General features: G+C 68.6%; 22 protein-coding genes. 8 read left to right on the top strand and 14 right to left on the bottom strand.

Annotated features, from left to right (window positions below):
* The first annotated feature begins 114 nt into the window (after positions 1-114).
* Entirely contained in the window at positions 115-1,080 is a 966-nt protein-coding gene (locus BLR99_RS03625; protein ID WP_011797019.1) for a transglutaminase-like domain-containing protein, read from the top strand.
* Between the two features lie 206 nt (positions 1,081-1,286).
* On the top strand, positions 1,287-2,240 hold the full coding sequence (locus BLR99_RS03630; RefSeq protein WP_048857640.1) for a hypothetical protein: 954 nt from the start codon (positions 1,287-1,289) through the stop codon (positions 2,238-2,240).
* On the opposite strand, the gene alkB is transcribed toward BLR99_RS03630, so the two are convergent.
* Entirely contained in the window at positions 2,237-2,926 is a 690-nt protein-coding gene (gene alkB, locus BLR99_RS03635) for a DNA oxidative demethylase AlkB (RefSeq protein WP_048857693.1), read from the bottom strand. The genes BLR99_RS03630 and alkB overlap by 4 nt on opposite strands.
* Positions 2,927-3,023: 97 nt before the next feature.
* On the opposite strand from alkB, the gene BLR99_RS03640 reads away from it, so the two are divergent.
* The gene (locus BLR99_RS03640; protein WP_048857639.1) at positions 3,024-3,707 is read left to right on the top strand and encodes a DsbA family oxidoreductase; all 684 of its coding nucleotides are present in this window, start codon (positions 3,024-3,026) and stop codon (positions 3,705-3,707) included.
* A gap of 16 nt (positions 3,708-3,723) precedes the next feature.
* Here the strand turns inward: BLR99_RS03640 and xopD are convergent, their stop codons facing one another.
* The 4 genes from xopD to BLR99_RS03660 all read right to left on the bottom strand — a co-directional run bounded on the left by xopD (position 3,724) and on the right by BLR99_RS03660 (position 11,947).
* On the bottom strand, positions 3,724-6,072 hold the full coding sequence (xopD, locus tag BLR99_RS22210; protein ID WP_083369968.1) for a Ulp1 family type III secretion system effector isopeptidase XopD: 2,349 nt from the start codon (positions 6,070-6,072) through the stop codon (positions 3,724-3,726).
* Between the two features lie 538 nt (positions 6,073-6,610).
* Positions 6,611-7,117: a CreA family protein gene (locus BLR99_RS03650; RefSeq protein WP_048857638.1), complete on the bottom strand. Its 507-nt coding sequence runs from the start codon at positions 7,115-7,117 to the stop codon at positions 6,611-6,613.
* Complete coding sequence (cphA, locus tag BLR99_RS03655) at positions 7,114-9,699, bottom strand: cyanophycin synthetase (protein WP_048857637.1); 2,586 nt, start codon at positions 9,697-9,699, stop codon at positions 7,114-7,116. The genes BLR99_RS03650 and cphA overlap by 4 nt, the downstream gene beginning before the upstream one ends.
* Positions 9,700-9,775: 76 nt before the next feature.
* Positions 9,776-11,947, bottom strand: coding sequence for a cyanophycin synthetase (locus BLR99_RS03660; protein WP_046060751.1), 2,172 nt, complete (start codon positions 11,945-11,947; stop codon positions 9,776-9,778).
* A 225-nt stretch (positions 11,948-12,172) separates the two neighbouring features.
* On the opposite strand from BLR99_RS03660, the gene BLR99_RS03665 reads away from it, so the two are divergent.
* The 3 genes from BLR99_RS03665 (at position 12,173) to BLR99_RS03675 (ending at position 15,620) form a co-directional block, all read left to right on the top strand.
* On the top strand, positions 12,173-14,494 hold the full coding sequence (locus BLR99_RS03665; protein WP_011797009.1) for a cyanophycin metabolism-associated ABC transporter: 2,322 nt from the start codon (positions 12,173-12,175) through the stop codon (positions 14,492-14,494).
* Positions 14,495-14,535: 41 nt separating this feature from the next.
* Complete coding sequence (locus BLR99_RS03670) at positions 14,536-15,021, top strand: cyanophycin metabolism-associated DUF1854 family protein (RefSeq protein WP_041827573.1); 486 nt, start codon at positions 14,536-14,538, stop codon at positions 15,019-15,021.
* 161 nt (positions 15,022-15,182) lie between these two features.
* Positions 15,183-15,620, top strand: coding sequence for a hypothetical protein (locus BLR99_RS03675; RefSeq protein ID WP_011797007.1), 438 nt, complete (start codon positions 15,183-15,185; stop codon positions 15,618-15,620).
* Positions 15,621-15,647: 27 nt separating this feature from the next.
* Here the strand turns inward: BLR99_RS03675 and BLR99_RS03680 are convergent, their stop codons facing one another.
* The 4 genes from BLR99_RS03680 to BLR99_RS03695 form a co-directional block, all read right to left on the bottom strand.
* The gene (locus BLR99_RS03680; RefSeq protein ID WP_011797006.1) at positions 15,648-16,097 is read right to left on the bottom strand and encodes an EF-hand domain-containing protein; all 450 of its coding nucleotides are present in this window, start codon (positions 16,095-16,097) and stop codon (positions 15,648-15,650) included.
* Complete coding sequence (locus BLR99_RS03685) at positions 16,094-17,035, bottom strand: 5'-nucleotidase (RefSeq protein ID WP_074686874.1); 942 nt, start codon at positions 17,033-17,035, stop codon at positions 16,094-16,096. Before BLR99_RS03685 ends, BLR99_RS03680 begins: the two co-directional genes overlap by 4 nt.
* A gap of 7 nt (positions 17,036-17,042) precedes the next feature.
* On the bottom strand, positions 17,043-18,278 hold the full coding sequence (gene gspF / locus BLR99_RS03690) for a type II secretion system inner membrane protein GspF (protein ID WP_011797004.1): 1,236 nt from the start codon (positions 18,276-18,278) through the stop codon (positions 17,043-17,045).
* A gap of 106 nt (positions 18,279-18,384) precedes the next feature.
* The gene (locus BLR99_RS03695; RefSeq protein WP_046060804.1) at positions 18,385-19,428 is read right to left on the bottom strand and encodes an LLM class flavin-dependent oxidoreductase; all 1,044 of its coding nucleotides are present in this window, start codon (positions 19,426-19,428) and stop codon (positions 18,385-18,387) included.
* 202 nt (positions 19,429-19,630) lie between these two features.
* On the opposite strand from BLR99_RS03695, the gene BLR99_RS03700 reads away from it, so the two are divergent.
* Entirely contained in the window at positions 19,631-20,128 is a 498-nt protein-coding gene (locus tag BLR99_RS03700) for a CZB domain-containing protein (protein WP_011797002.1), read from the top strand.
* A 57-nt stretch (positions 20,129-20,185) separates the two neighbouring features.
* Here the strand turns inward: BLR99_RS03700 and BLR99_RS03705 are convergent, their stop codons facing one another.
* Genes BLR99_RS03705 through BLR99_RS03715 form a run of 3 tightly spaced genes read right to left on the bottom strand, consistent with a single transcriptional unit; the run spans position 20,186 to position 23,385 of the window.
* Positions 20,186-20,647 carry a DUF4174 domain-containing protein gene (locus BLR99_RS03705; RefSeq protein WP_011797001.1) on the bottom strand — a complete coding sequence of 154 codons (462 nt, stop codon included), beginning with the start codon at positions 20,645-20,647 and terminating at the stop codon, positions 20,186-20,188.
* Complete coding sequence (gene cas5, locus BLR99_RS23740) at positions 20,599-20,835, bottom strand: CRISPR-associated protein Cas5 (protein ID WP_074686876.1); 237 nt, start codon at positions 20,833-20,835, stop codon at positions 20,599-20,601. Before cas5 ends, BLR99_RS03705 begins: the two co-directional genes overlap by 49 nt.
* Before the next feature lie 48 nt (positions 20,836-20,883).
* On the bottom strand, positions 20,884-23,385 hold the full coding sequence (locus tag BLR99_RS03715; RefSeq protein WP_041827571.1) for a CRISPR-associated endonuclease Cas3'': 2,502 nt from the start codon (positions 23,383-23,385) through the stop codon (positions 20,884-20,886).
* Positions 23,386-23,620: 235 nt separating this feature from the next.
* On the opposite strand from BLR99_RS03715, the gene BLR99_RS03720 reads away from it, so the two are divergent.
* A complete protein-coding gene (locus BLR99_RS03720) occupies positions 23,621-24,613 on the top strand; it encodes a helix-turn-helix domain-containing protein (RefSeq protein ID WP_074686895.1) in 993 nt (330 codons plus the stop codon).
* Here the strand turns inward: BLR99_RS03720 and BLR99_RS03725 are convergent.
* The gene (locus BLR99_RS03725) at positions 24,596-24,988 is read right to left on the bottom strand and encodes a VOC family protein (protein WP_017438714.1); all 393 of its coding nucleotides are present in this window, start codon (positions 24,986-24,988) and stop codon (positions 24,596-24,598) included. The genes BLR99_RS03720 and BLR99_RS03725 overlap by 18 nt on opposite strands.
* A gap of 112 nt (positions 24,989-25,100) precedes the next feature.
* Positions 25,101-25,454 carry a nuclear transport factor 2-like protein gene (locus BLR99_RS03730; protein ID WP_011796997.1) on the bottom strand — a complete coding sequence of 118 codons (354 nt, stop codon included), beginning with the start codon at positions 25,452-25,454 and terminating at the stop codon, positions 25,101-25,103.
* Positions 25,455-25,750: the final 296 nt, after the last annotated feature.

Raw genomic sequence — 25,750 nt, forward strand, 5'->3', positions numbered from 1 at the left:
GCCGGCTCCGGATACTGGTGGCAGGCGCCGAAACGCTCGCGGCCGCGTCGCATGCCACGCGGCACGCTTCCGTGCCTGCGCGCTCCGACGACCCCTTTTGCCCCGGGAAAACACATGATCCGAATCAAGCTCCAGGTGGAATTGGAGTACAGCGTTGCCGACGGTCCCGGCGCGGACTTCGTCTTCAACATCCATGCCGCGCAGACCGGGGGACAGAAGGTCCTGGACGAAAACCTGGAAATCAGCCAGCCGGATGCCGTCCCGCTGCTGCATACCGACCCCGCCACCGGCACGCGGTGCATGCGGCTGCACGCCGCCCCCGGCCCGCTGACCGTCGCCTACGCCGCCACGGTGGACATGCACCACCATGCCGCCGATCCGGCACGCATTCCCGAAGTGCCCGTGCGCGACCTGCCGCCCGAGGCCGTCGGCTACATCCTGCCCAGCCGCTACTGCCAGTCCGACCGCCTCGTCACGCTGGCCATGCGCGAGTTCGGTCACTTGTGGCAGGGCTACAGCCGTGTGCAGGCCATCTGCGACTGGGTGCGGGGCCACGTCGCCTTCCGTTCCAACACATCCAACTCCACCACCTCGGCCATCGACACCTTCGTGGAGCGGGTGGGGGTGTGCCGCGATTTCGCGCACCTGATGATCGCGCTGTGCCGCGCCCTGAACATTCCCGCCCGCATCGCGACCGGCACCGACTACGGCGCCGACCCCGCGCTGGGGCCGCCCGACTTCCATGCATATGTCGAGGTCTTCCTCGGCGATCGCTGGTACGTGTTCGATCCGTCCGGCACGGCCATCCCGATGGGCATGGTGCGGCTGGCGACCGGCCGCGACGCCGCCGACGTTGCCTTCGCCACGATCTTCGGCAGCGTGCAGTCGCGTCCCCCGAAGATCCGGGCCTGGGCCGTGCAGGACCCCGGCCGCGGCTTCGAGCTGCCCCACCATTCCTCGCTGGCGCTGTCCACCGACTTCCCGGACGGCCACGGCGCACCGCGCGCTCCGGCACGCCAGGGCCGCAGGGGGCACGTGGGCTCGGGGCGCACCTCCGCGCTGGAGGCGGCCGGCGCCTGAGGCGTTTTCCCGGGCAGTGCCGCCGGGGTGACAGGTTCGTGCACGCGCCTGCCGGTTCGCGTGCCGGGCGCCTCGTGGCCGGTCGGGCCGCTTCAATGCTCCCCATGGGATCTCCGCATCCCGTCCGCAGGGCCGGGCGTCGCGCTCCGTGCCCGCTTTCGACCCACCGCATTGCGCTGCCTGTCCGCTGGCCGACGCCTGCTCCGATGCCTTCCACGCCACCTGCCACATCACTGCGATCGTCCCGCCGCCAGGCCGCGCCTTCCCACCCCGAGCCTGCCGCTGCGCGGGCGCAGGAGGCCGGGCCGCGGCAGCTCGCCCATGCGGCCCCGCTGCTGCCGCGCGCCCATTGCCTGCCCGGGCACGCGGGACTGCCCGGAAACGCCGACCGCCCGCCACGCGCCGCGGGTACGTCCTCCTCCCGTGCTGCGCCCCGTGCGGCCTCTTCGCAGGAGACGGCAGCGGCGCCTGGCGGCCTGCAGGGTTCCGGGGGCCTGTGCCCCGCCCTGCAGCCCCTGTGGCGCAGCCTGGTCCGCCAGGCGGCGCGGCTGACCGAGGAGATGCGTGCCCATCCCGCGTGGACCGCCGTCGTCCTGGACACCCTGCGGCAACCGGAACTCGTCGGGGCCATGGCCGCGCAGCTGGCCACCGCCGCGCAGTGGTTCTCTGCCGGCGTGACCGCGCTGCCACGGCAGCTGGCGGAGCGAGGCGACCAGGAGACGGCCTGGCGCATCGCGCAGGCACTGGTGCAGCTCGATGGCCCGCAACTGGCCGAGGACCTGATCGGCGAGGCGGTGTACGGCACGCTCCGGCATCTGCCGGACCGCCAGCTGGCGGGCCTGCAGCTGCTCGCCGGTCTCGGCATGCTGCTGGCCTACTGGCAGAGGATGGCCCGCCAGCGCGATGCCCTGGCCGCGGAGCCTGCGCCGGGCTTGGCACCTGCACCGGCCTGCACGCCCGCGGGTCCTGCCGCGGGCGCCCTCCGGCGATCGCTGAGCGGGAACCGCGCCGCGCTGTCGAACAGCGTGGCAGGCGCGTTGACGCAGGCCGCCCAGGGCGTGATGGACGGCGAATATGCGGCGGGCGTGGCCCAGTGGATGGCCGACGAGGCCCGCCGGGCGGCCAGCCGCTGGTTCGGCCGCAGCCGGAGTTTCAGCTAGTCCTGTGCCGGCCACCCCGCTTTGCGGAAGGTGAGGTTCACCCGTTCTGCGCCCCATTGCGGATGCAGGCCGTCCTTCACCGGTTGCACGCCGTGGAAGCGCAGCCGGTCCGGTCCGCCCCACACCACCACGTCGCCATGTTGCAGCGGCACGCGCGCCACCGGGCCGGTGCGCGCGAAGCCGCCCCACAGGAACACCGCAGGGAGCCCGAGCGACACCGACACGATGGGCGCCTGCAGGTCGTGCTCGTCCCGGTCCTGGTGCAGCGACAGCCGCGCGCCGGGGGCGTAGCGGTTGACCAGGCAGCTGTCGGGCTCGAAATCCGGGAACCCGGCGTACTCGGCTGCCTCCCGGGCCAGGCGCCGGAAGGTGTCCGGCATGGCGGGCCAGGCCCTGCCGGATTCAGGGTCGAGCGGGGCGTAGCGGTAGCCGCGTCGGTCGCTCACCCAGCCCAGGCGGCCGCAGGACGTGGTGGCGACCGACATCGACCGCCCGCCCGGGGTTTCCATGTGCCGCCAGGGCGCGGCGCGGGCCACGGCCAGCACCTCCTCGCGCAGCGTCGCCGCCACCGGCAGCGCGAACCCGCGCAGCAGCGCCGCGCCCGGGCCCAGCGGGAGCGGGGCGGCGCGGTCCCCGGCGGGTGCGCCGTCGAAGAGGTCGGGTGTCGTGGAGGATGATCCGGTCATGGCATAGGCCACATGGCGCCTTTGCCGCAGTCCTGCAAGGGCTCTCGCGTCCTGCCATGCTCCTGTGCATCCCACGTTTTCCCAAGGAGATCCCTCCATGTCCGCCGTGCCCCCGCCATCGACCTCCGCCACCCCGCTGCGCATCGATTTCGTCTCCGACATCTCCTGCCCTTGGTGCGCCATCGGCCTGCAGTCGCTCGGCCGGGCGCTGGACACGCTCCAGGGCTCCGTGCAGGCAGAGCTGCACTTCCAGCCGTTCGAGCTCAATCCGCAGATGCCGCCCGGCGGGCAGGACATCGGCGAACACCTTGCCGAGAAATACGGCGCTTCCCCCGAGCAGACCGCGCAGACGCAGCGCGCCATCGCGGAGCGGGGCGCGGCGCTCGGCTTCGAGTTCCGCATGGACCGCCGCAGCCGCATCTACAACACCTTCGATGCGCACCAGCTGCTGCACTGGGCGCACGAGACGGCCGGCCCGCAGGCCCAGGAAGCGCTCAAGCGGGCACTGTTCCATGCCTACTTCACGGAAGGGCGCGACCCCGGCGACCGGGCACTGCTCGTGCAGCTGGCCGCCGGCGCGGGCCTGGACGCGGCGCGCGCGCAGCAGGTGCTGGAGTCCGGCGAGTACGCTGACGCGGTGCGCGAGCGCGAAGCCTTCTACCACCAGCACGGCATCCATTCCGTGCCGGCCGTCATCGTGAACGGGCGGCACCTGATCCAGGGCGGCCAGCCGCCGGAGGTGTTCGAGCAGGCCCTGCGGCAGATCGCCGCGCAGGGGTGAGCCCGATGGCCCTAGGCTAGAACTTCCACCATTTCTTGCTCTTCTTCGCCGGCCTTTCGTGCGTTCGGGATGCCGCGGGGGCCGGCTCCGCGTTCCGGTGTGCGCGGGCGCTGGCGATCGTGTCGGCGATGAGGCCGCGGTCCGTCTCGAGATCGCTCAGGTCCATGGTGTGCTGTTGGCCGAACGTGCCGTCGATCACGCTGTGGGCCAGCACGTCCATGGCCTGGAGCACATGGTCGCCACAGGAGTGCCCGTCCCGCTGGTGCGCGATGGGCATGCCACGGACAGGCGTGTAGACATCCATTGCCCGTGCCGCGTCTCTGGCCAGTTCGTACTGCTTGGTATCGACCGCTTGCGCAGCGTCCTGGGGGCGGACCAGGGAGTCGTAGTGAAAGGCATCGCCATTGCGCTGGTCGATGACGAGCAGCGACCAGTGGGAGTTCGGGGCATTTATCGGCATGAAAATGATGGGGCCGCCCCTGCCCATGATCTGGTGCATGGCGTTCTGCCGCTGCTCGCGGTCTCCCTGGATCAACTGGGTCACCAGCAGCGAGTCGGCGAAATTGAGCAGTTCCGCGCGGGGCTGGCCTTCCAGTCGATCCGCAATGGTGCCGATGTAGGCGACCATGTGCTCATCCCCCAGCCACTCCTCCTCGGAAGGGCCCAATTCCCGGGCTGCCGAGATCGAGGTGGACGAATCCTGCGGAGACGGCAGGGCATCCACGTCGATACGTTCGTGGCTGCTGGCCACAGGCGTGGCGCTGTAATGGTCATCGCCGGGCCATGGCTGTGTGACCTCTGCCGGAGTATTGAGATCGAAGTCGCGGGCCGAATACGTCCCTTCATTCAGGGATGAAAGATCGCCGAATGTGGAAGCGGGGCTCTGCGGGTACTGGGGCGTCTCGGGTTCCGCGTAGCCCTTGCGCCGCATTTCATCCGAGAATCCAGAAAAGAACGAATCGCCTGGAGGAGCATAGGGCTGCCCGTAATAGGGGCTGTAGTAGGGTGCGGCGCCACTGAAGGCAGGGGATGCGGGCGGATATTGGGGCGTTGTGGGATCCTGGTAGCGCCGCACTTCTCCCGAGAATCCTGAGAAGAATGAATCGCTGGGCGGGGCATAGGGCTGCCCGTAATAGGGGCTGTAGTAGGGTGCGGCGCCACTGAAGGCAGGGGATGCGGGCGGATACTGGGGCGTTGGAGGATCCTGGTAGCGCCGCACTTCTCCCGAAAACCCGGAAAAGAATGAATCGCCTGGCTGCGCATGGTGCTGTCCGTGAGAGGGGAACTGATGGGGGGGAGCAGTTTCGGTTGCTGGCTCCGGAGGAGCCTGGTAGCGAAGCCTGAAGTTGGCACGAATGGCCGCCTGCATGGATGGATTGGCGCGCGAAATGACCTCTTCTCCCTTGTAGGTCAGCTCGCCAGTGTCTTTTTTGACTATTTTTCTCAGAGTGAAAGGAGTGATGAAGTCGTCACATACCCCCTCCTCGATGGAGTTGGATCGATTGCTGAATTTTTTTGAAATGGCCAGCAGCATTTCTGGATGGCTCTGCAAAATGCCAAGGGAACCTGTGAGCGCGGGGCGCTGTTCATGACTGGCTCGAGATCTGCGCTTGAATGCTCGATCAAACCGTTTCTTTTCTTCCGCGGTGACATGTTCCAGAAGCCTGTTGGCGTGCTTTGTGAAGCCGCTGTCGGTCAAGTAGCTTTTTATATTGGGAATGTCTTTTTTGAGCGAGGAGAAACTTTCTCCTGCTTCGAACCTGCCCAGGTTATCCATCAAAGTCTTGATCAAATCTCTGTAGTATTTGGTATATTCATTTTCAATGGTATGGCTATCTACGATTTTTCCTTCGTCGTTTGGCTGGGATCGGATTTTTTTCAATTTCGATGCCAGATTTTGTAATGCCATCTCCCTGTATTCTCCGGAGTAAAGGATGTTGATTCGATTTTCTGTTTGTTTGGCAATGTATTCCAGGTTCTCATTGTCCAGATTCCGGAATGTATTTTCGACATAAGGCTGATCGCTGATTCCATAATCCGTCATGTAATGACCAAGATTTGGGAAGTCACCCGCCAATGAATCCCAACTCTCTCCTGCGGCAAATCTCGGGATAATTTCGAGCAATTTGGCAATATCCTGTAGTGCTTTAGATTTTGGTGCTGGTGCACGCATCCGATGCACCGAGCTTTGAACAGGACCGTGCGCGATTTCCAGGGGAGGAAGAGTGTCGCGCAACGGGTACATGTGAAAGCTCTGTGTGCGATTTCCATCATTCCTTGGGGATGGCGGCGAAGCATGCGGCTCATCCATGGCCGCCGTCATGCGGCGATAGCTGTTGATGTCGAAATTGAAAAAATTTTCCATTTTTATGTGTATGGATCACTATATTTCGTCAACGCGCTGAAATTTCCTATTGAATGCAGGTATTCATGACGCGGGTTTGATGAAATATTGTGTGATCTCCGGCAAGCTATAAAGGGGCGAAAATATATGCTGGCGGAATATATCTGCTATTGCGGAAGCGAAATAATCGCAGCACAAGCGAAAGTGGTTGGGGAGATGCCCGTGGGCAGGCACGACGGCACCGGAAGGGAATCCAGGGGGCGAAGATTTGTCCGCTGGAGTGGCTGCCCATGCCGTCTTCCGGCGGCGGCGTTGTCGCAAGGGCGTGCCGGTGCGCCACTGCCCGTCCTGGGCGGTGGAGATGGGCGCCTTTCTTAAGTCTGGCCTAAGTCAAGCAGTGCACATTAGAGGTTCGGCAGCCGCTGTCTCTTCTCCCTCCCTCCTTACTCAGGCTGCTGTTTACCCGCTTCGGCGGGTATTTTTTTGCCCGCGCGGCCATGAAAAAGCCCCGGCGGGTGCCGGGGCTGGGCTGCGGGAACGGCGGCGCTGCGCCTTCGTCTTACTTGCGCAGCGGTATCGGCGTGGCCCGGTCCACCGGAACGGCCGTGACCGCGTTCTGCGGCGAGCCATCGATGAGCTTGTCGGAGTAGGTGAGATAGACCAGCGTGTTGCGCTGGGCATCCACCATGCGCACGATGCGCAGCCGCTTGAAGAGGATGGACATGCGCTCGCTGAAGACCTCTTCCTGGGCCTTGAGCGGCTGCGGGAAGGCGATGGGGCCGACCTGGCGGCAGGCGATGGAGGCCTCCGCCCTGTCTTCCGCCAGGCCCAGCGTGCCCTTGATGCCGCCCTTGCGGGCCCGCGAGACGTAGCAGGTCACGCCCTGCACGGCGGGGTCGTCGTAGGCTTCCACGAGGATGTCGTGGTCGCGGCCGATCCACTGGAAGGCCGTATCGACGGAGCCGATCTTCTGGCCGTCCGCGGCCGCGGCCAGCGCCGTGCCGGCGAGGGCGCAGGCCAGCGCGGGCCGGGCGAGCCGGCGCAGGACAGCGTGCGCAGCGCTCATGCTCCGGCTCCGCCGCCCTCGGCGCAGCGCCGGGCGAGGTGGGCGAGCGCTTCTTCCACCTGGTCCACCAGCACCAGGCACAGGTCGCCCGGCTGCAGCCGCGCGAGCGCGGCATCGATGGCCGCGAACTCGCCGCGGATCTCGTCGATGTACTTCGTGCGGGAGGCGTTGGCCAGGCCCTCGCGCAGCAGCGCCATCACCTCGCCGTCGGCCCGGCCCCGCTGGGCGGCGTCCTGGTAGAGGATGACATCGTCGAAGGCAGCGCCCAGGATCTCGGTCTGCCCGCGGATGTCCTCGTCGCGCCGGTCGCCCGCGCCACTGATCACCACGCTGCGGCGGTTGCCGGGCAGGGCGTCCACGGCCGACACCAGGGCGCGCATGGCGTCGGGGTTGTGGCCGTAGTCGGCGATCACGGTCGCGCCGCGGAAGTCCATGACGTTGAAGCGGCCGGGGGCGTTGTCGCTGTCGTTGACGAAGCCGGCCAGGCCGCGGCGGATGGTGTCCCACGGCAGGCCGATGCCCCAGGCCGCGGCGATGGAGGCCATCGCGTTCTCGACCTGGAAGCCGATCGCGCCGTTGCGCGTGAGCGGGATGTCGCGCAGTGCGATCTGCTCCCTCCAGGAGTCCTCGGCCGCCACGATGTGGTCGCCGTCCACGTACACCACGCGCTGCCCCCGGGCGCGGTGCGTGGCCATGACCGGATGGTGGCGGTCCAGCGCGAAGAAGATGACCTTGCCCGGGCTGCTCGGGGCCATGGCGGCCACGTGCGGATCGGCGGCGTTGAGCACGGCATAGCCGTCCGCGGCCACGTTCTGCACGACCACGCGCTTGAGGATGGCCACATCCTGCACGGTATGGATGAAATTCATGCCCAGGTGGTCGCCTTCCCCCACGTTGGTGACCACGGCCACCTGGCAGCGGTCGAAGCCCAGGCCCTCGCGCAGCAGGCCGCCGCGCGCGCATTCGAGCACCGCGGCGTCGGTTTCGGGGTGGGCGAGCGCATTGCGCGCGCTCCTGGGGCCCGAGCAATCGCCGCTGTCGATCTGCCGGCCGTTCACGTACACGCCGTCCGTGTTGGTCATCGCGGTGCGCCAGCCATGGGCCGTGAACAGGTGCGCGATCAGCCGCGTGGTGGTGGTCTTGCCGTTGGTGCCGGTGACGGCCACCAGGGGCACGCGGCCGTTCTCGCCGGGCGGGAAGAGGGCATCGACCATGGGCACGCTCACGTTGCGCGGGCGGCCGAAGGAGGGCGCCAGGTGCATGCGCAGGCCCGGCGCGGCGTTGACTTCGACGATGCCTCCGTTCTGCTCTTCCAGCGGACGCAGCATGGTCTCGCACACCACGTCCACGCCGCAGATGTGCAGTCCGATGGTCTGCGCGGCCTCCACGGCCCGCGCGGCCACTTCGGGATGCACGTCGTCGGTCACGTCGGTGGCGCTGCCGCCCGTGGACAGGTTGGCGTTGTTGCGCAGCACCACGCGCTGGCCCTGGGCCGGCACGGAGTCGGGCGTGAGGCCTTCGGAGGCGATGCGGGCGATGGCGATGTCGTCCAGGCGCACCTTGGTCAGCGCCGTGCCGTGGCCGCTGCCGCGGCGCGGGTCCCGGTTGACGATCTCCACCAGCTCGCGGATGGTGTGCTGGCCGTCGCCCAGCACCTGCGGCGGCTCGCGCCGGGCGGCGGCCACCAACTGGTTGCCCACCACCAGCAGGCGGAAGTCGTGGCCGGGCAGGAAGCGCTCGACCATCACCTCGTCGCTGAAGGCCCGCGCGGTGGCGTAGGCGGCCTCCAGCTGGGCGCGCGTGGTGATGTTCACCGTCACGCCCTTGCCCTGGTTGCCGTCCTGGGGCTTGACGACCACGGGCAGTCCGACTTCCTCGGCCACCTTCCAGGCGTCCTCGAGGTCGGCCACGGGCCGGCCCAGCGGCACGGGGACGCCTGCGGCGTGCAGCAGGCGCTTGGTGAGGTCCTTGTCCTGCGCGATGGATTCGGCCACGGCGCTGGTCATGTCCAGTTCGGCGGCCTGGATGCGCCGTGCCCTGGAGCCCCAGCCCAGCTGCACCAGCGAGCCGCTCGTCAGCCGGCGGAAGGGGATGCCCCGGGCCACGGCGGCTTCCACGATGGAGCCGGTGGAGGGGCCGATGCGCTCGTCCTCGTCCAGCTCGCGCAGCTGTTGGACCACGGCATCCGCGTCGAAGGGGGTGTCGGCCAGCGCCGCCTGCACCAGTCGTTCCGCCTGCTCCATGGCCAGGCGGCCCACGGCTTCCTCGGTGTATTCGACGACCACCTGGTAGGTGCCTTCCTCCACCGTGGCGTGCGTGCGGCTGAAGGTGACGGGGCAGCCGGCCAGGGCCTGCAGCGAGTGCGCGGCGGCTTCGACCACCTCGGCCAGCGACACGGGCACGTCGGCGCCTTCGGGGCGCAGGGTGCCGATGCGGGGAAAGCGCGCCCGCAGGCGTTCTTCCAGGCCGGGCAGCCGGGTGATGTCGCGCTCGGAGGCGTCGCAGTGGACGACGGCCTCCATGGCGGTGCTGCGGGTCCAGATGTTGGGGCCGCGCAGGGCGCGGATTCGGGAGATCTGCATGGAATTGCTCTCGGGGGCGAAATGGGGCCTTAGCGCTGGCCTGCCGTGCGCAGGCCGCTGTCGATCGGGTCGCGGATCAATTCGGATACTCGAAGGTCTTGATGCCGGCGGCAATCAGGTCGGGCGTGATGTCCATGGCCCAGGCCGTGGCGATGGCGGCCAGCAGGGCCGCCGTATCGGGCCGCCTGCCGCCGGCCAGCGTCAGGCTCGCCAGCGTGCCCAGGACCCGCTCCTTGGCCCCGGAGGCCAGCACCACGTTGCCGTCCTGCACGAAGACGGCGCGGCCGTCCTTCCCGGCGCGATGCCCGGCCACCACCGGATTGTCGGCCTGCAGCGCGTAGAACAGCACCTCGCCGTCGCACAGGCGCCCCAGGTCCGCCACCTGGGCGTCGTCGGCGTTGAGCACGCCCGCGCCCTCGTCGAGCACCAGGTCGATCTGCGTGCGCATCACGCGGGTCATCTGCGCGGGCTCGAGCACGTCGTGGTCGGCCAGCTGTTCCCAGCCCTGCATGTCGGTGACCACGCCGACCAGGCAGCGGTCGTAGGCCAGGCCCTCCTCCAGGATGGAGCGGGCCGTGGTCTGCACCACCGCGGCCTCGGCCAGGCGGTTGGTCAGCAGGCGGTGGGCGCCGGCCCAGTGGGCGGTGTCGGTCTTCTGGGTCTGGCGGTTGGACAGGAACATGCCCTCGCTGCAGGCCACGCCGGTGAGCTTGCCCGAGAGTTGCAGCAGCCAGCCCACCAGCCGCGCGATGAAGGCGTTGCCCTGCGTGCCGGCGATGCCCACCAGCGGGATGCGCCCCGCGCCCGTGCCCTCGTCGGTGCGCGGGAAGAGGTGGTCCACGATGGCCATGCCCACGGGGCGGGGCGTGCCGCTGGTGGGCTTGAGGTGCATCAGCAGGCCGGGGCCGGCGTTCACCTCGAGGATGGCGCCGCGCTGCTCCTTCATGGGCCGGGAGACGTCCTGCAGGATCATGTCCATGCCGGCGATGTCCAGGCCCACGATCTTGGCCGCCAGCTGGGCGTAGTAGGCGACGTCGGGATGCACCTCGTCCGTGCAGTCGATGGCCATGTTGCCGTTGCGCTGCAGCAGGATGCTTTGGCCCTGTGCGGGCACGGTGTCGGGCGTGACGCCCTGGCGCTGCAGCTCCAGCTGCACGGCGGGCGCGTCCAGCTTGATCCAGTCGAGGGGGTACTCCTGCTCGGGGCCGCGCCGGGGATCCTGGTTGACCACGTCCACCAGCTCGCGCAGCGTGGAGCGGCCATTGCCCGAGACGCTGACCGTCTCGCCGCGGCAGGCCGCCACCACCTTGCCGCCCACCACCAGCAGGCGGTGTTCGGTGCCCTCGATGAAGCGCTCGACGATCACCGCCGACCCCTCGGGCTCGGCCAGGGCGAAGGCGGCCTTGATCTCGGCCTCGCCGTACAGCTCCAGCGTCACGCCGCGTGCGTGGTTGCCGTCCGACGGCTTGACGGTGACGGGAAAACCGATGTCCTGCGCGACCTCCCAGGCCTCCTGGGCGTCGGCGACCACGCGGCCTTCGGGCACCGGCACGCCGCAGGCGGCCAGCAGGCGCTTGGTGAAGTCCTTGTCCTGGGCGATGCCTTCGGCGATGGCGCTGGTCTGGTCGCTCTCGGCCGTCCAGATGCGGCGCTGCGCCGCGCCGTAGCCCAGTTGCACCAGGTTGCCGTCGTTGAGGCGGATGTGCGGGATGCGGCGCTCGCCCGCCGCGTCCACGATGCTGCCGGTGCTGGGGCCCAGGTAGCTGTCGTTGATGCTGGTCTTGATGGCCTGGATGGCCGGCTTGACGTCGAAGGGCTGGTCGTTGATGGCCGCCATCAGCAGCTTGTGGCCCCAGGCGAGCGCTGTGCGCGCCACATCCTCCTCGGGGCTGCGGAAGACCATGCGGTACACGCCGCGCCGGGAGATCTCGCGCGTCTGGCCGAATTCGGCCGGCATGCCCGCCAGGTTCAGCAGCTCGATCACGATGTGCTCCAGCACGTGGCCCATCCAGGTACCGCCTTCCAGGCGCTGGATGAACCCGCCGCGCTCGCCCACGCCGCAGTGGTGCTCGATCAGGGCCGGCAGCCAGGCGGTCAGGCGTTCGTTGAGGCCGGGGATCTTGTTCGACGGCCAGTCCTCCAGCTCGCCCAGGTCCAGCCAGACCTCGAGGATGGGACGATAGGTCCAGACGCTGGGGCCGCGCAGGTAGGTGATGCGCAGCAGTTGGATGTCATTGAAAGTCGCCATGGAGTGCAGCGTAAAGGAATCTGCGGCCCGCGGGGAGCCGGGAATGCGTAAGGAACCTGGTGCGATTGTGCGCTGAAGTGCAGGGGCGGGAACACCCTGTCAGCGTGGCGGGGCGGGAGCGCGTTACATGGGGATGCCGCTGCCGCCCTGAGGGCATCGGAGAGAAAATGCATCCCGAAACGCGGGGCCGGGGCTTGAGCCGGCCGAGCGTAAGTACCCACCAACATGCAACATCACCATCCTGCGGACGCCTCGGGTGTCTTGACGGGCCCCATCGGGGCCGAACTGCGAGCCAGGCTCGCGCCCCCGGAAAACGTGCTGGCCGCGCTGGAGGTTGACCTGAGCGCCGCCCTGCGCTTCGCGCCGGGCCTGCTGATGCTGACCGCGCAGCGCCTGCTGGCGCGCGATCCGGAAGGCGGTGTCCGCGACTGGGCGCTGTCGCCGGGCCTGTCGCTGCGGCTGATCGAGCACGGCGGCGTCGGCACGCTGGAACTGCACGACGCCACGCAGCGCCTCGCGCTGTGGCGCTTCACGCTGGGCCACCACCCCCAGGCGCTGCTGCTGCAGCAGAAATTCGAGCAACTGGTGGGGTACCTCTGTGCCTCGGGGGACTCGCCGCGGCAGGCCGGGCCGGACGACGAGGCGCGCTGCGAGGCCTGCGGCGCCGTGCTGCCGCCCGATGCGGACGAGTGCCCCGCCTGCGCACGCCAGCAGGCGCCCCAGACATCCACCTGGGTGCTGCTGCGGCTGTGGCGCTTCGCGCATCCCTACAGGCACCAGCTTCTGCTGGGCTTCCTGCTCACGCTGGCTTCCACCGGGGCCACCCTGGTCGCGCCCTACCTGACGATTCCCATCGTGGACAGGATCCTGATCCCGTTCCAGAACGGCCAGCGGATCGACGCGGGCCTGGTGGGCTTCTACCTGGGCGCCCTCCTGCTCTCGGCCCTGGTGGCCTGGGGACTGGGCTGGGCGCGCACCTTCGTGCTGGCCAGGGTGTCCGAGCGCATCGGCTCGGACCTGCGCACCACCACCTACAAGCACCTGCTGACGCTCTCGCTCGACTACTACGGCAGCAAGCGCACGGGCGACCTGATGGCGCGCATCGGCGCGGAGACGGACCGCATCAACCTCTTCCTGTCGCTCAATGCGCTCGACTTCGCCACCGACGTGCTGATGATCGCGATGACCTCGGTCATCCTGTTCTCCATCAATCCCTGGCTGGCGCTGGTCACACTGGTGCCGCTGCCCTTCATCGCGTGGATGATCCACCTGGTGCGCGACCGCCTGCGCACGGGCTTCGAGAAAATCGACCGCGTCTGGTCCGAGGTGACCAACGTGCTCGCCGACACCATCCCGGGCATCCGCGTGGTCAAGGCCTTCGCCCAGGAAAAGCGCGAGTCCGACCGCTTCGCCCAGGCCAACCTCGTCAACCTGCAGGCCAACGACCGGGTGAACAAGACCTGGTCGCTGTTCACGCCCACGGTGACGCTGCTCACCGAGGTCGGCCTGCTGATCGTGTGGGGCTTCGGCATCTGGCTGGTGGCCGGAGGGCAGATCACCGTCGGTATCCTGACGGCCTTCATCGCCTACATCGGCCGCTTCTACAGCCGGCTCGACTCGATGAGCCGCATCGTGTCGGTCACGCAGAAGGCGGCCGCGGGCGCCAAGCGCATCTTCGACATCCTGGACCACGTCAGCAGCGTGCCCGATCCGGTCCAGCCCGTCGAGCTGCCGCGCGTGGAAGGCCGCCTCACGCTGGCCAACGTCAACTTCCGCTACGGCAGCCGCTCCGTCATCCGGAACCTCGATTTGCAGATACGCCCGGGCGAGATGATCGGCCTCGTGGGCCACAGCGGCTCGGGCAAGAGCACGCTGGTGAACCTCATCAGCCGCTTCTACGACGTCACCGAAGGCTCCATCCAGGTGGACGGGGTGGACGTGCGCCGCCTGCGCGTGGCCGACTACCGCCGCCACATCGGTCTGGTGCTGCAGGAGCCGTTCCTGTTCTTCGGCACCATCGCCGAGAATATCGCCTACGGCAAGCCTCATGCTTCGCGCGAAGAGATCGTCGCGGCGGCCCGTGCGGCCCATGCCCACGAATTCATCCTGCGCCTGCCCCATGGCTACGACTCGCTGGTGGGCGAGCGCGGCCAGGGCCTGTCGGGCGGCGAGCGCCAGCGCATCAGCATCGCGCGCGCCCTGCTCATCGATCCGCGCATCCTCATCCTCGACGAGGCCACCTCGGCCGTCGATACCGAAACCGAGAAGGAAATCCAGAAGGCGCTGGACAATCTCGTGCAGGGGCGCACCACCATCGCCATCGCCCACCGGCTCTCCACGCTGCGCAAGGCCGACCGCCTCGTGGTGATGGACCGCGGCGAGATCGTCGAGGTCGGTCCGCACGACGAACTCATGGAGAAGCAGGGCGCTTACTGGCGCCTCTACGAAGCCCAGGCGCGCCGCGCCGAGGAAGACGCCCAGGCGTCGGGCCTCGTGGTGGTGGACAGCGCGCTGCTCCATTCCTCCCATCCCGCGGGCACGGTCTGATGGCGATAGCCGTGCCGCCCCTTCCTCCTTCCTCCGCCGCGATGAACCCTTCCCACGCTTTTCCCGCCTTCGGCCTGCAGCGCAACGCGCACGGCCGGCTGGTGCTCACGCTGGCCGACGGCACGGTGCACGAAGCCGTCACCCCGGTACGGGCCTTTCCCATCGCCGCGCCGGGCGACGGCCTGTCGCTCGTCGGCCAGGACGGCCACGAAGCCCTCTGGATCGACCGGCTGGACCGCGTGGACGCGGTCGCCCGTGCGCTCATCGAGGAGGAGCTCGCCGCCCGTGAGTTCGTGCCCACTATCACGCGCATCCTGGCGGTGTCGAGCTTCTCGACCCCGAGCACCTGGACAGTGGACACCGACCGCGGAGCGGCCCGACTCGTGCTCAAGGGCGAGGAGGACATCCGGCGCCTGGGCAGCCGCAGCGCGCTGCTGATCGCCTCGGCCGACGGCCTGCAGTTCCGCGTGCCCGACGTGGCGGCGCTGGACAAGGCCTCCCGGCGCCTGCTGGAACGCTTCCTGTAGCTGGGGAGGCCACTGGCAGGGGGTAAAAACTAGGGGAAAACCCTTAAATTGTCCTGAAGAGCAAAAAAAGGCCTTAATTCCCCCTTTTTTTTGCCGTTATGAATGTACGAGACGGGGATAGCTCCCCCCGGACATTTCTCGCCAACCAACGGAAGCCTGCCATGCAAATGCCACCTGTCGATCGATCGCCGAACTGGCGTCCTCAGGGCGCCGATTTGTATTCCACCGGCGCTTCGGGCGCGGTGCCGGTCAGGCCCGTCAATGGCGTGACCCCGGTGGAATCCACCGACCGCCTGGGCGAGGGCTCCTCCATCCGCGAGCCCGACAAGCCTTCGGACAAGGACGTGGCCAACCGCGACTGGACCGAGCTCAGGAAGAAGGAAAAGGAAGAGGCCGAGAAGGCCAAGGAGCCGCCGCCCGAGCCCATCTACAAGCAACTGCTGGAGTTCATCCAGTCGATGTGGCGCGCGAGCGGCTCCGCCGTGGACATGGCGCAGGAGATCAACAAGCACACCCTGCAGGAGCGCATGTCCCGGGAAGCCAAGGACCAGCCGCTGACCTACGCCGATCCCAAGGTCAAGCGCACGGGCAGCTCCTGATACCGGGGCCGCCGTGCCGCCCGGGGCCTACTTCCGGGCCGCGGGCGCGGACGCCGCCGGAGCCGCGGGGGCGGCGGATGCGGCAGCCGCCGCGGCTTTGGCCCGGTCGCGCTCCGCGCGGTACTTCACCGCAAAGGTGCGCACTTCGTCCAGCGTCACGTAGCCGTCGTGGTTGGTGTCGGCATCGTCGAAGGCCGCCGACAGGCGGGGAATGATCGCCACCTCCTTGCGGCTGAGCTTGCCGTCGCCGTTGAAATCCAGCATGTGGAACTCGCGGATCGCCTTGATCTCGCCCTTGCTGAGCGGCTGGCTGGCCCCGGGCCGGGCCGGTTCGGCCGCTGCGGAGGCGTGCGGGGCCCGGGCCGTGGCTTTCGATGGCGCGTCCGCGGCGGAGGACGGCGCGGCGGCGAGGGTCGCCGCGACGCCCAGCGCCAGGGCGGCCAGGGGATGGTGCAGTCGGGTTCGGAGTCGCATCATGGTGGGAGCACGGCATCCGCCCGAGGTTCCTCGCGCACGAGGTTGGTGATGCCGGCGCTCACGTGCCCGGCCGGCACGTGCCGCGCCGCGGAGGCCACGTGGCTGCGCTGGTCGTCGAAGAAGAAGTCCGGCTCGAATTCCCGCAGGAACGGGCCTTTCTCCAGCCCGCCGAGGAACATCGCCTCGTCCACGGTGATGCCCCAGTCCAGCAGCGTGCGCACGGCGCGCTCGTGGGCCGGGGCGCTGCGCGCCGTCACCAGCGCGGCGCGGATGCGCATGGTCTCGGACGCATCGGCCTGCTGCTGCAACTGGTGCAGCGCGGCCAGCAGCGGCTTGAAGGGGCCGCCGGCCAGCGGCAGCGCCGCCTTGCTCACCTCGTGCTCGTGGAAGGCGGGCAGGCCGCCCTGCTGGTAGATGCGCTCGGCCTCGTCGGAGAACAGCACCGCGTCGCCGTCGAAGGCGATGCGCACCTCGTGCGGGTAGCGGTCGCCCGCCGGGGTGGAGTCGGTCATCACGCGCGCCGCGGGGAACCCCATGTTCAGCGCCTGCTGCACGTCCTTCTCGTTGGCCGAGAGGAACAGGTGCGCGCCCAGCGGCCGCAGGTAGGCGAACGGATCGCGCCCGCGCGTGAACACCCCACGCTCGATGCGCATGCCCGCCGCGTGCGCCGAGGCGAACACGCGCATGCCGCTGGCCGGGTCGTTGCGCGACAGCACCACCACCTCCACGCGCTGCGCCTGGGCGGTGTTGAAGCCGAGCAGCTTGCGCACCAGCGGGAAGGCGATGCCCGCGCGCGCGGGCTGCTGTACCAGCTCCAGCTGGCGGCGCATGTAGGCGGCCTCGTCGCCGGCCTCGAACAGGCGGTTCTCTTCCTCGAAATCGAAGAGCGCCCGGGAGGAGATGGCGACGACGAGCTTGTCGTCCAGGGTCAGGGCCATGGCGGGGCTACTTCACGAACTGGTTGAGCTGGATGATGGGCATGAGCACCGCCAGCACGATGAGCATCACGATCACGCCCATCGCCACGATGAGCAGGGGCTCCAGGATGGTGGCCAGCTGCATCGCGCGGCGCTGCACCTCGGCCGACAGCTGCGCGGCCGCGCGCTGCAGCATCAGCGGCAACTGCCCCGTCTGCTCGCCCAGGCGCGCGAACATCGACACCGGGCCGGGGAACCGTTTTTTTTGCGCCAGCGCGGAGGCCAGGGGCGCGCCCTCGCGCACCAGCACCAGCGCATCGAGCGCGTCCGCGCGCATGGCGGTGTTGCCTAGCGTCTCGGCGGCGGCCTGCAGGGCCTTCAGGATGGGCACGCCCGCGCCGGCCAGCATCGACAGCGTGCCCGTGAAACGGGCCGCGTTGTAGCCGCGCGAGAGCCGGCCCACCACGGGCAGGCCCAGCCAGGCGGCATCGAAGCGTTCGCGCACGCGGGGCTGGGCCAGCGCGGAGCGGGCGGCCAGCGCCAGCACCACCAGCACCACCAGGGCCGCCCAGCCGTAGCTGCGCACCGCGTCGGAGAGGGCCATCATCGCCACGGTGAGGAAAGGCAGGGCGCGCTTGCTGCCCGCGAACACCGCGGCCACCTGCGGCACCACGTAGCCCACGAGGAACAGCACGATCACGATCGCGATCACCGTCACGATCGCCGGATAGAGGGACGCGCCGATGAGCTTGGCCTTGAGCGCCTGCCGCTCTTCGAGGTCGTCCGCCAGGCGCTCCAGCACCAGCCCCAGGTGGCCGCTGGATTCGCCGGCGCCGATCACCGCGCAATAGATGGACGAGAACTCCCGCGGGTGCGCCGTGAGCGCCCGCGCGAAGGTGGAGCCGGCATTCACCTCGGCCCGCAATGTGGCCACCAGGTGGCGCTGCCGGTCGTCGTCCGACTCGTCGGCCAGCGCCGTGAGCGCCCGCTCCAGCGGCAGCCCGGACGACACGAGCCCCGCGAGCTGGCGCGTCCACACCGCCAGGCCCGTGGCGCCGAACACCGGCCGCGTGAACAGCCGCTGACCGAGCGAGACGCTGCCGTCTCCGCCCGCGCCCTGGCCGGTGCCGAGCGCCTCCACGGCCAGCGGCACCAGCGCCTGGGCGCGCAGCAGGCTGCGCGCCGCCTTGGCGTTGTCGGCTTCGAGGGTGCCTTTGCGGGTCTGCCCCTGGGCATCGAGGGCTTCGAAAGAAAACGCGGGCATGCGGACAGGAAATTCGGGGAGGGCGGTCGGACCGGAAACGGGGCGCCAGCGGCGCGACGGACGGAGATGGTAGCCGCTGCCGGCGACGGGACCGCGCCCCGGCGTGTCAGACCGTGTGCGGGGCCTCCACCGCGGCGTTCGCCTGCGCGGCGATCTCCAGCGAGCGCAGCCGCAGTGCCGGGTCGTACACATCGCTCACCAGCATGAACTCGTCGGCGCGCGTCTCCTCGGCCAGTGCCCGCAGGCCGGCCTGCACCGTCTCCGGCCCGCCGATCACGCCCGCCGCCAGGAAGTCGCCGATCGCCGCGCGCTCCTGCGGCGACAGCAGTGCCGCGTAATCCCGCACCGGCGGCTGCAGCAGGCCGCGCCGCCTGGTCAGGATGCCCAGCACCCGCTGGTAGGTGCTGCTGGCGAGGTAATCGGCCTCTTCGTCGGAATCGGCAGCGATCACCGGCACGCCGATCGCCACGTAGGGCTTGTCCAGCGTGGCGGAGGGGCGGAACAGCCGGCGGTACAGGTCCAGTGCCTGGTGCAGCAGCCGCGGCGCGAAATGCGAGGCGAAGGCGTATGGCAGCCCCCGCTCGGCCGCGAGCTGCGCCGAGAACAGGCTGGAGCCCAGCAGCCAGATGGGCACCTGCGTGCCCGCTCCGGGAACGGCCATGATGCGCTGGCCCGGCTGGGCGGGGCCCAGCAGGCGCTGCAGCTCGGCCACGTCGCGCGGGAAGTCTTCCTCGGTCTCGACACGGTCGCGGCGCAGCGCGCGCATCGTCGGCCCGTCGGTGCCCGGTGCGCGGCCCAGGCCCAGGTCGATGCGGCCGGGGTACAGCTCGGCCAGCGTGCCGAAGGCCTCGGCCACCACCAGCGGCGCATGGTTGGGCAGCATGATGCCGCCCGAGCCCACGCGGATCGAGCGCGTGCCGCCCGCGATGTGGCCCACCAGCACCGCCGTGGCGGAGCTGGCGATGCCCGGCATGTTGTGGTGCTCCGCCAGCCAGTAGCGCCGGAAACCCAGCGATTCCGCATGCTGCGCGGTGCGCAGCGCCAGGGCCAGCGCATCGGCCACGCTGCCGCCCTCGCGCACCCACACGAGGTCCAGCATCGAGAGCGCGGGGCGATGGCCGCCCCCTGGGGTGGCGGAAGACGGGGCCATGGCGGAAGAGGTGGAGGGCATCGTGGTCGTCATGCCGACCATTGTGCGGCGGCCCTCAAAACCGCTGTGGCCACGCGGGCAACCCGGGCCGTCGATGGCAGGTTGATTGCTTGAATTTATCGTTTAGAGAAATTCAATTGTTCAAATAAAATACCCGTTCGCTCTTTTCCTTCTTCCGCCGCTCCGATCGCGCTCACACACCATGGGATTCTTCAGCCGACTGTTCCCGCCCCGGGCAGACGGCCGTCCCGTGCCCGATGACTGGACCTCGCTGCCCGACAGCCAGGCCAGCGAACTGGTGCTGATGGGCGACGAGGCCGCCAAGCTGCTGGCCGAGATCGACATCGACGCCGCCATCGCCGCCCAGGAGCGCTGGGTGCCCTGGCTGGAGCAGGTACTGCTGCGCGGCGCAAGCGACGAACGCCTGCGCCCCGAGGCCATCCGCGACGACACCTGCTCCGAACTCGGCCAGTGGCTGCGCGGCCCCGGCCGCATCGCCCTGGGGCATTTCCCGGCCTTCCACATGATGGCCCGCCGCCACCGCTACTTCCACCAGCAGGCCGCCGACGTGGTGCTGCATGCCGAGGCCGGCGACGGGCGCCAGGCCCAACAGGCCTTCAAGGGCTGTCGCCATGCGTCGCGGCAGGTGGTGATGCTGCTGCAGGAACTGAAACGGGGCCTGGCCCGGGCGGCGCGCTAGAAGCCGCCGGACGGTCGGAAGGCCGACGGGCCAATCCCGGCGTGCCGCGGCCGCGGTTCAGCGCCGCTGGCGCATGGGCATGCGGTCGATCTCGGCGAACACGGCCTGCAGATCGACGTCCGCGCCTTCCTTCATCTTCACGCCGCCATCCTTGCCCACGAGGATGAACGTGGCCGGCCCCCGCGCGTCCACATCCAGCGCCTTCAGCAGTGCCGCGGTACGCGCGGTGCCCAGCGGCTCCCCATTGCGGCTGCCCTGGCCGTCCACCACCGTGAACAGCGCCATGTCGCGCTCGCGGAATCCTTCCCGCATGGCCGGTTCCCGCAGGGCGGCGCGCACCTTGGCGAGCAGGGGATCGTTCTCCCGCGGGACGACCACCACGACGGGGCGGGTTTGCCAGCGCTCGGCGGTGAGGGGGTTGGCGTTACCGCTTTCGCTGGCCAATGCAGCGTGGAGCGGCACGGCCAGGCTCAGGGCGAGGGCAGCGGCGCGGTAGAGGGAGCGGCGGTGCGGGCGCATGGGGAGAGTGTCCTGGGAGGCAGGCGGGGGCCGGTGTCGGACGGGGGCGATAGGGAGGGCAGGGCACATGGGTCGGCGGAAGCGGTGGCTGGGTAGTCCGGTGAATGAGAGACGCGCTTCACTTTCATTTCCGGGCGCGTGAAGCAGGCGCGCTCACCCCAGATGCGTAATCTCACTCCATAAGCCATGGCCCCTCCCTTGATCGGCTTGTGTTCATCTTTGGCCCCACGGCAGGCTCACCAGTGGAGGCGTTCGCTGCGGATGAAGGTGGGATCGTCCCAATGCAGTCCGGAGCGCTGGCTGTAGATGTCCGGATGCACCAGTTGCATGAACTGCTCACCCCATCTATCCGGCCGCACCGGCGCGATCGCCCCCGCCTGGTACAGCGCATCGAATCCCTGCCTCGGCAACTGCACCACATAAGGCTGCAGCTTGCGCGCCAGCCCCACGCTGCCTTCGGCAAACCGCAGCTGCTCCAGCGTTTCCCGGGCCGTGTCGTCATACGGCACGATGACCGGCATCTGCACGCTGTCGATCATGCGGAACCGGGTCGCCAGGGTTTCCATCGGCAGGCTGTCCGGGCGGCGGGTCTTGAGCAGGCCCATGAGGTCGGGCACGTCGAGCTGGTCGCCGCCCTTTTGCCAGTACAACAGCGCGAAATAGCGGGCGATGGCCCCGGGCGACAGCGGGTCGTCCGCGCACTGGCGCAACACCTCGCGGGCCGCCTGGGCGTATTGCTTCAATTCGGGGGGCGGCGCCCAGTCCTCGTTGGCGGGGGAGAACACCAGCACCTCGCTGGCGTCGATGGGCCTGCCGCCTTCGCGGTTGCAGCGGCCGGCCGCCTGGGCGATGGAATCCAGGCCCGCCTCGGCGCGCAGCACCGTGGGGAAGTCCACATCCACGTCCGCCTCGATCAGGCTGGTGCTGACGACGCGGCAGGGCTCGCCGGCCTCCAGCATCTGCCGCACTTCGTCCAGCACCTCGCTGCGGTGCCTGGCGCACATCAGCGTGGTCAGGTGCCGCGCGCCGGGCAGGTCGGCCATGGCTTCGTACACGGCCCGCGCGTGGCGGCGGTTGTTGACGATGCACAGCACCTGCTCGCGCGCCCGCAGGTGGCCGGCCAGGGCCGCGTCGTCCAGCGTGCCCACGTGGCGCACGCGCACCCGCTCCAGTTGCTGGAAGAGCCGCGTGGGCTCGGGCGCCAGCTCGCGCACGCCCGTCAGCCCGCCGTCGAACGCGGGTGCCTCCAGCACGGGCTGCGTGGCGGTGCAGAGCACGATGCTGGTGCGGTAGTTGCGCGCCAGTTCGTCGATGGCGGCGACGCAGGGCTTGAGCAGCTTGAGCGGCATGGTCTGCGCCTCGTCCAGCACCACCACGCTGCCGGCGATGTGGTGCAGCTTGCGGCACTGCGAGGGCCGCGCGGCGAAGAGGCTTTCGAAGAACTGCACGGCCGTGGTGACGACGATGGGCGCGTCCCAGTTCTCCATGGCCAGGCGCAGCTTCTCGGCGGATTGGTATTTCTCCGGGTCGTCATGGGGCGGCTGGCGCTCGGTGAATGCGCTGTGGTGTTCCAGCACGGCCGTATCGCCCAGCGGGCCGAGGGCCTTGCGGAACACGGCGGCGTTCTGCTCGACGATGCTGGTGAACGGAATGACGAAGATCACGCGCCGCAGCCCGTGGCGGACGGCGTGGTCCAGCGCGAAGGCCAGCGAGGCCAGGGTCTTGCCGCCGCCCGTGGGCACCGTGAGCGAGAAGAGACCCGGGGTGCACTCGGCGCGCTCGCGGACCTGGCGCAGGATGTCCGCCCGCAGGCGGTTGACCTCGCGGGCCGGATCGCATTGCGCCGTGAGCGTGCGCAGGTGGGTGTCGAGCTGGGCGCGCAATGCCGGCAGGGCCGGCCAGGCCGGGCCGGCGGAGCGGTGGTCCGGTCCGCCCCTGGCCTGGAGGTAGAAGCGCTCGGTGTCGATGAAGTCCGCGTCCACCAGGCAGGAAAACAGCATGCGCGCCAGGAAGGCCATCTGGAAGGGCTGCCGCGCCAGGGCCTGCTGCCGGTCCTGGCCGTAGAGCTTGAGGCCGGCGGGGAGCGCCAGCCGGGCGGGCAGGGGGATGTCTTTTTCCCAGGCGGGGTGCAGCGCGGGCAGGTCGGCGGCCGTGAGCCGGTCCGCCAGTGCCGTGCGCTCCCCTTCGCCCTGGCCGTTGGCCAGGCCCGCGTGGTGGCCCGCGATGCCATACGCCATCAATTGCCCCATCACGCCCAGGCGCTGCTGGGCGATGCGCGCGCCCCAGGTGGAATGGTCCACGCGCAGGGGGCTGCCGCGCAGCCGGGCCTGGAAGGGCAGGGTGTACTTGCCCAGGTCGTGCAGCCAGCCCATGACCTGGGCGAGCTCCTGCGCATTGAACACGGCGGCGAATTCGCCGGCCATGCGGCCCACGGCGTGCAGGTGCTCGGGCAGCGTCTGCCAGCGGCTTTCCGGCTGGCCTTCGACGGAATGGGCGTGGAACGCGGGGGTGGTGGATGGCGCGCCCGGCGGGGCGTGGGGCGCGGCGGCGTCGGCAGGAGCGGGGGCGTGGCTGCTCCCCTGCGTGTCGTTTTTCAACAGGAATTCCCTCTCCATGGCTTGTCGGGGCTCCGTTCTGCCCGGAGCCGGGTGCGGAGCTTCTGGGGTCATTGTGCGCAATGGATGAGCCCCTGTCATCCGCAGCCTGTGCTTCTGCGGGAATTCCCTGACCCAGGTCATGCCGGCCTGCCTGGCGCGCTGGTGGAAGATGTGGCTGCAGCGCGCGCCAAGCGCTTGGGCGCTGTCTCGAGGGCCCCGCTTGCATGGCGAGGCAATTCGGAGTGCACTGTGGTTCAACGCACGCCGGGAGTCCGGTCAACAAAATGTGTTGGTTTGGCGGACGGCGTACACGGAAAGCGGCCGCAGCAGAGCGGAATTTCAGAGTCGAGCGACAGCGACCGAGCAGGAGACCACGATGCAGAGCACATCCACCCGATGGAGCAGCGAACAGATTCCCCTCGGTGAGCGGACCGATGCTTGGGAGGATGTACTGAGCGATAGCTATCGGCGGTGGCAGGTCCCCCGGCGATTGCCGGCGACGTTCTTCGCCCACGTGCGCAAGCACGATTTTGCGGGAGCCGGAATTGTCGAAACCGTGTGTGATCCCTGTGCAGGAAGACGCACACAGAGCCATGTGAAGCAAGACGACGAACTCTACGTAGGCATCCAGCTCACAACCGCCGGGCGTGAGCGATTCAGGATCGGCGACGCAGTCGTAGACGTGGCTTCAGGGGATCTGGTGGTGTGGACCACTGGCCAGGCAGTCGAGTTCGAGGTCATGGAACGCCTGCACAAGGTCACGCTGATGATCCCCTGGGCGCAGATGAGGGAGCGTCTGCCGGAGCGCAGGCAACCGCCCGTCGGTGGCAAGATCGAGAGCCGAACGGGTGTCGGGTCGCTGCTTGCCGTTCACCTGCTTGCGCTATCCCATGAAATCGGCGGTCTTGACGAGCGGGTGCATGGCTCCGTCAGCCGGTCGACGCTCGAGTTGATCGGCATTGCCCTCTCGGACCAGCAGCCTGCCGGCAGCTTTGATGCGAGCGGCGCAATGAGGTATCGCGTTCAGGGCTACATCCTGCAGCACCTCCACGAAGAAGATCTGAACCCGAGCCGGATTGCGCTGGCGAACCGCATCTCGCTCCGCTACCTGCACATGCTGTTCCAGCGAAACGATATGACCGTTTCGAGCTTCATACTCAACAACCGGCTGCGCGCCTGCAAGCAGGCCCTGAGCGATCCGGCGTTTGCGCGGTTGCAGATATCCGAGATCGCCTACCGGTGGGGCTTCAACTCGATGAGCCATTTTTGCCGTACCTTCAAGGAGAAGTACGGCAGCTCCCCCGGCGAGGTTCGACGGGAGGCCGCGGGGGCCTATACACGGCGTCGCAGTTCAGACGTAGTGTCCTGAGCGTTCGAGCACTTCGATCTTGTACCCGTCGGGGTCCTGAATGAAGAAAAAGCGGGCCAGTATGTCCTGGCCTCGCTTGAACTCCTTCACCGGCGTCGGGTGCATGCCGGCGCCGGTCATCCGCTCGTGCTCGGCTTCCAGGTTTTCGACTGCGACAGCGATATGCCCGTAGCCGTCGCCGTGGGTGTAGGGCTCCCGCCCCTTGTTCCACGTCAGCTCGATCTCGACATCGTTCTCCGGATTTCGCAGGTACACCAGAGAAAAATCATCGAAATCGAGCCGATGGCTCGTGGTGAGGCGGAGTGCCGCCATGTAGAACTGCAGCGACTTTTCGAGGTCGTGCACGCGCACCATGGTGTGGATGATCTTGGCCATTTCTAGGATCCGACAAGGGGGCCGGCTCGACTGGGAGTCACGCTGGCAGATCGTCAACGGCGGTGAGGACCCGTCGACGGTGAACTGGAGGATGTCTTCCGCGACTGTCCCGCTACGCCGAGAACGCGGTGAAGGTCTGGACTGCGATCTTTCCGTCCCGCACGTAGAGAGTGTCCGTCGCCATCGGGACGAACGGCTTGGCCTCCCAGACGAGATAGGCCACTTCCCCGACTGTGCTCATGCTGGTGATCCGGAAAGCCGGCCAGAACGCCGGGTCTGCCCCATCCAGGAACGCCTGGAAGAATCCTTCTATCTCCTTGCGTCCCTTGAACGTCTTGTCCGGCGTGACAAGCGCCGAGCTCTCGTCGTAGTCCTTCAGTAGTTCCTCTATTCCCTGGGGGAATGCGTTCAGGTGGTGGTCAAGAACGGACTGGGTTGCACGGGTGCCGGGTTTGATTTCAGACATGGGGTGTGTCTCCAAACTGTGTTGCAGGAGCGACCTCCATCGGGCAGCTCGGTCGGAGCGCATCACGCGATCGGCGCGGCGCGATCACACGATATCGATGGCCGCAAAGCCCAGCTTGCTTGTACGTGCACGGTGTTTTTATCCGCAGCGCACTCAAGGCAATTGCTGGAACGCCGCGCCAGTCGGCGTGCGCGGAAAGAGGATTCGTTCTGCGCCCACGGGCAATCGGCGCGGACGAGCCCGGCCTAAAGTGGATTGACGGGCGCTTCCCATGCGTACCGGAAATCGACCCATAC

The sequence above is a fragment of the Paracidovorax citrulli genome, from assembly GCF_900100305.1.
Taxonomy (GTDB): domain Bacteria; phylum Pseudomonadota; class Gammaproteobacteria; order Burkholderiales; family Burkholderiaceae_C; genus Paracidovorax; species Paracidovorax citrulli.

What these genes read in the sequence shown, in the direction of transcription:
- BLR99_RS03660 (WP_046060751.1), bottom strand. Translation starts at nt 11,947, where the DNA reads ATGGCGACTTTCAATGACATCCAACTGCTGCGCATCACCTACCTGCGC.
- BLR99_RS03730 (WP_011796997.1), bottom strand. Translation starts at nt 25,454, where the DNA reads ATGTCTGAAATCAAACCCGGCACCCGTGCAACCCAGTCCGTTCTTGAC.
- BLR99_RS03675 (WP_011797007.1), top strand. Translation starts at nt 15,183, where the DNA reads ATGCAAATGCCACCTGTCGATCGATCGCCGAACTGGCGTCCTCAGGGC.
- BLR99_RS03670 (WP_041827573.1), top strand. Translation starts at nt 14,536, where the DNA reads ATGAACCCTTCCCACGCTTTTCCCGCCTTCGGCCTGCAGCGCAACGCG.
- BLR99_RS03630 (WP_048857640.1), top strand. Translation starts at nt 1,287, where the DNA reads ATGCCTTCCACGCCACCTGCCACATCACTGCGATCGTCCCGCCGCCAG.
- BLR99_RS03695 (WP_046060804.1), bottom strand. Translation starts at nt 19,428, where the DNA reads ATGGCCCCGTCTTCCGCCACCCCAGGGGGCGGCCATCGCCCCGCGCTC.
- BLR99_RS03665 (WP_011797009.1), top strand. Translation starts at nt 12,173, where the DNA reads ATGCAACATCACCATCCTGCGGACGCCTCGGGTGTCTTGACGGGCCCC.
- cphA (WP_048857637.1), bottom strand. Translation starts at nt 9,699, where the DNA reads ATGCAGATCTCCCGAATCCGCGCCCTGCGCGGCCCCAACATCTGGACC.
- BLR99_RS03725 (WP_017438714.1), bottom strand. Translation starts at nt 24,988, where the DNA reads ATGGCCAAGATCATCCACACCATGGTGCGCGTGCACGACCTCGAAAAG.
- BLR99_RS03650 (WP_048857638.1), bottom strand. Translation starts at nt 7,117, where the DNA reads ATGAGCGCTGCGCACGCTGTCCTGCGCCGGCTCGCCCGGCCCGCGCTG.
- BLR99_RS03640 (WP_048857639.1), top strand. Translation starts at nt 3,024, where the DNA reads ATGTCCGCCGTGCCCCCGCCATCGACCTCCGCCACCCCGCTGCGCATC.
- cas5 (WP_074686876.1), bottom strand. Translation starts at nt 20,835, where the DNA reads ATGGCTTATGGAGTGAGATTACGCATCTGGGGTGAGCGCGCCTGCTTC.
- BLR99_RS03685 (WP_074686874.1), bottom strand. Translation starts at nt 17,035, where the DNA reads ATGGCCCTGACCCTGGACGACAAGCTCGTCGTCGCCATCTCCTCCCGG.
- BLR99_RS03680 (WP_011797006.1), bottom strand. Translation starts at nt 16,097, where the DNA reads ATGATGCGACTCCGAACCCGACTGCACCATCCCCTGGCCGCCCTGGCG.
- BLR99_RS03715 (WP_041827571.1), bottom strand. Translation starts at nt 23,385, where the DNA reads ATGACCTGGGTCAGGGAATTCCCGCAGAAGCACAGGCTGCGGATGACA.
- BLR99_RS03625 (WP_011797019.1), top strand. Translation starts at nt 115, where the DNA reads ATGATCCGAATCAAGCTCCAGGTGGAATTGGAGTACAGCGTTGCCGAC.
- alkB (WP_048857693.1), bottom strand. Translation starts at nt 2,926, where the DNA reads ATGACCGGATCATCCTCCACGACACCCGACCTCTTCGACGGCGCACCC.
- BLR99_RS03700 (WP_011797002.1), top strand. Translation starts at nt 19,631, where the DNA reads ATGGGATTCTTCAGCCGACTGTTCCCGCCCCGGGCAGACGGCCGTCCC.
- BLR99_RS03720 (WP_074686895.1), top strand. Translation starts at nt 23,621, where the DNA reads ATGCAGAGCACATCCACCCGATGGAGCAGCGAACAGATTCCCCTCGGT.
- gspF (WP_011797004.1), bottom strand. Translation starts at nt 18,278, where the DNA reads ATGCCCGCGTTTTCTTTCGAAGCCCTCGATGCCCAGGGGCAGACCCGC.
- xopD (WP_083369968.1), bottom strand. Translation starts at nt 6,072, where the DNA reads ATGGAAAATTTTTTCAATTTCGACATCAACAGCTATCGCCGCATGACG.
- BLR99_RS03705 (WP_011797001.1), bottom strand. Translation starts at nt 20,647, where the DNA reads ATGCGCCCGCACCGCCGCTCCCTCTACCGCGCCGCTGCCCTCGCCCTG.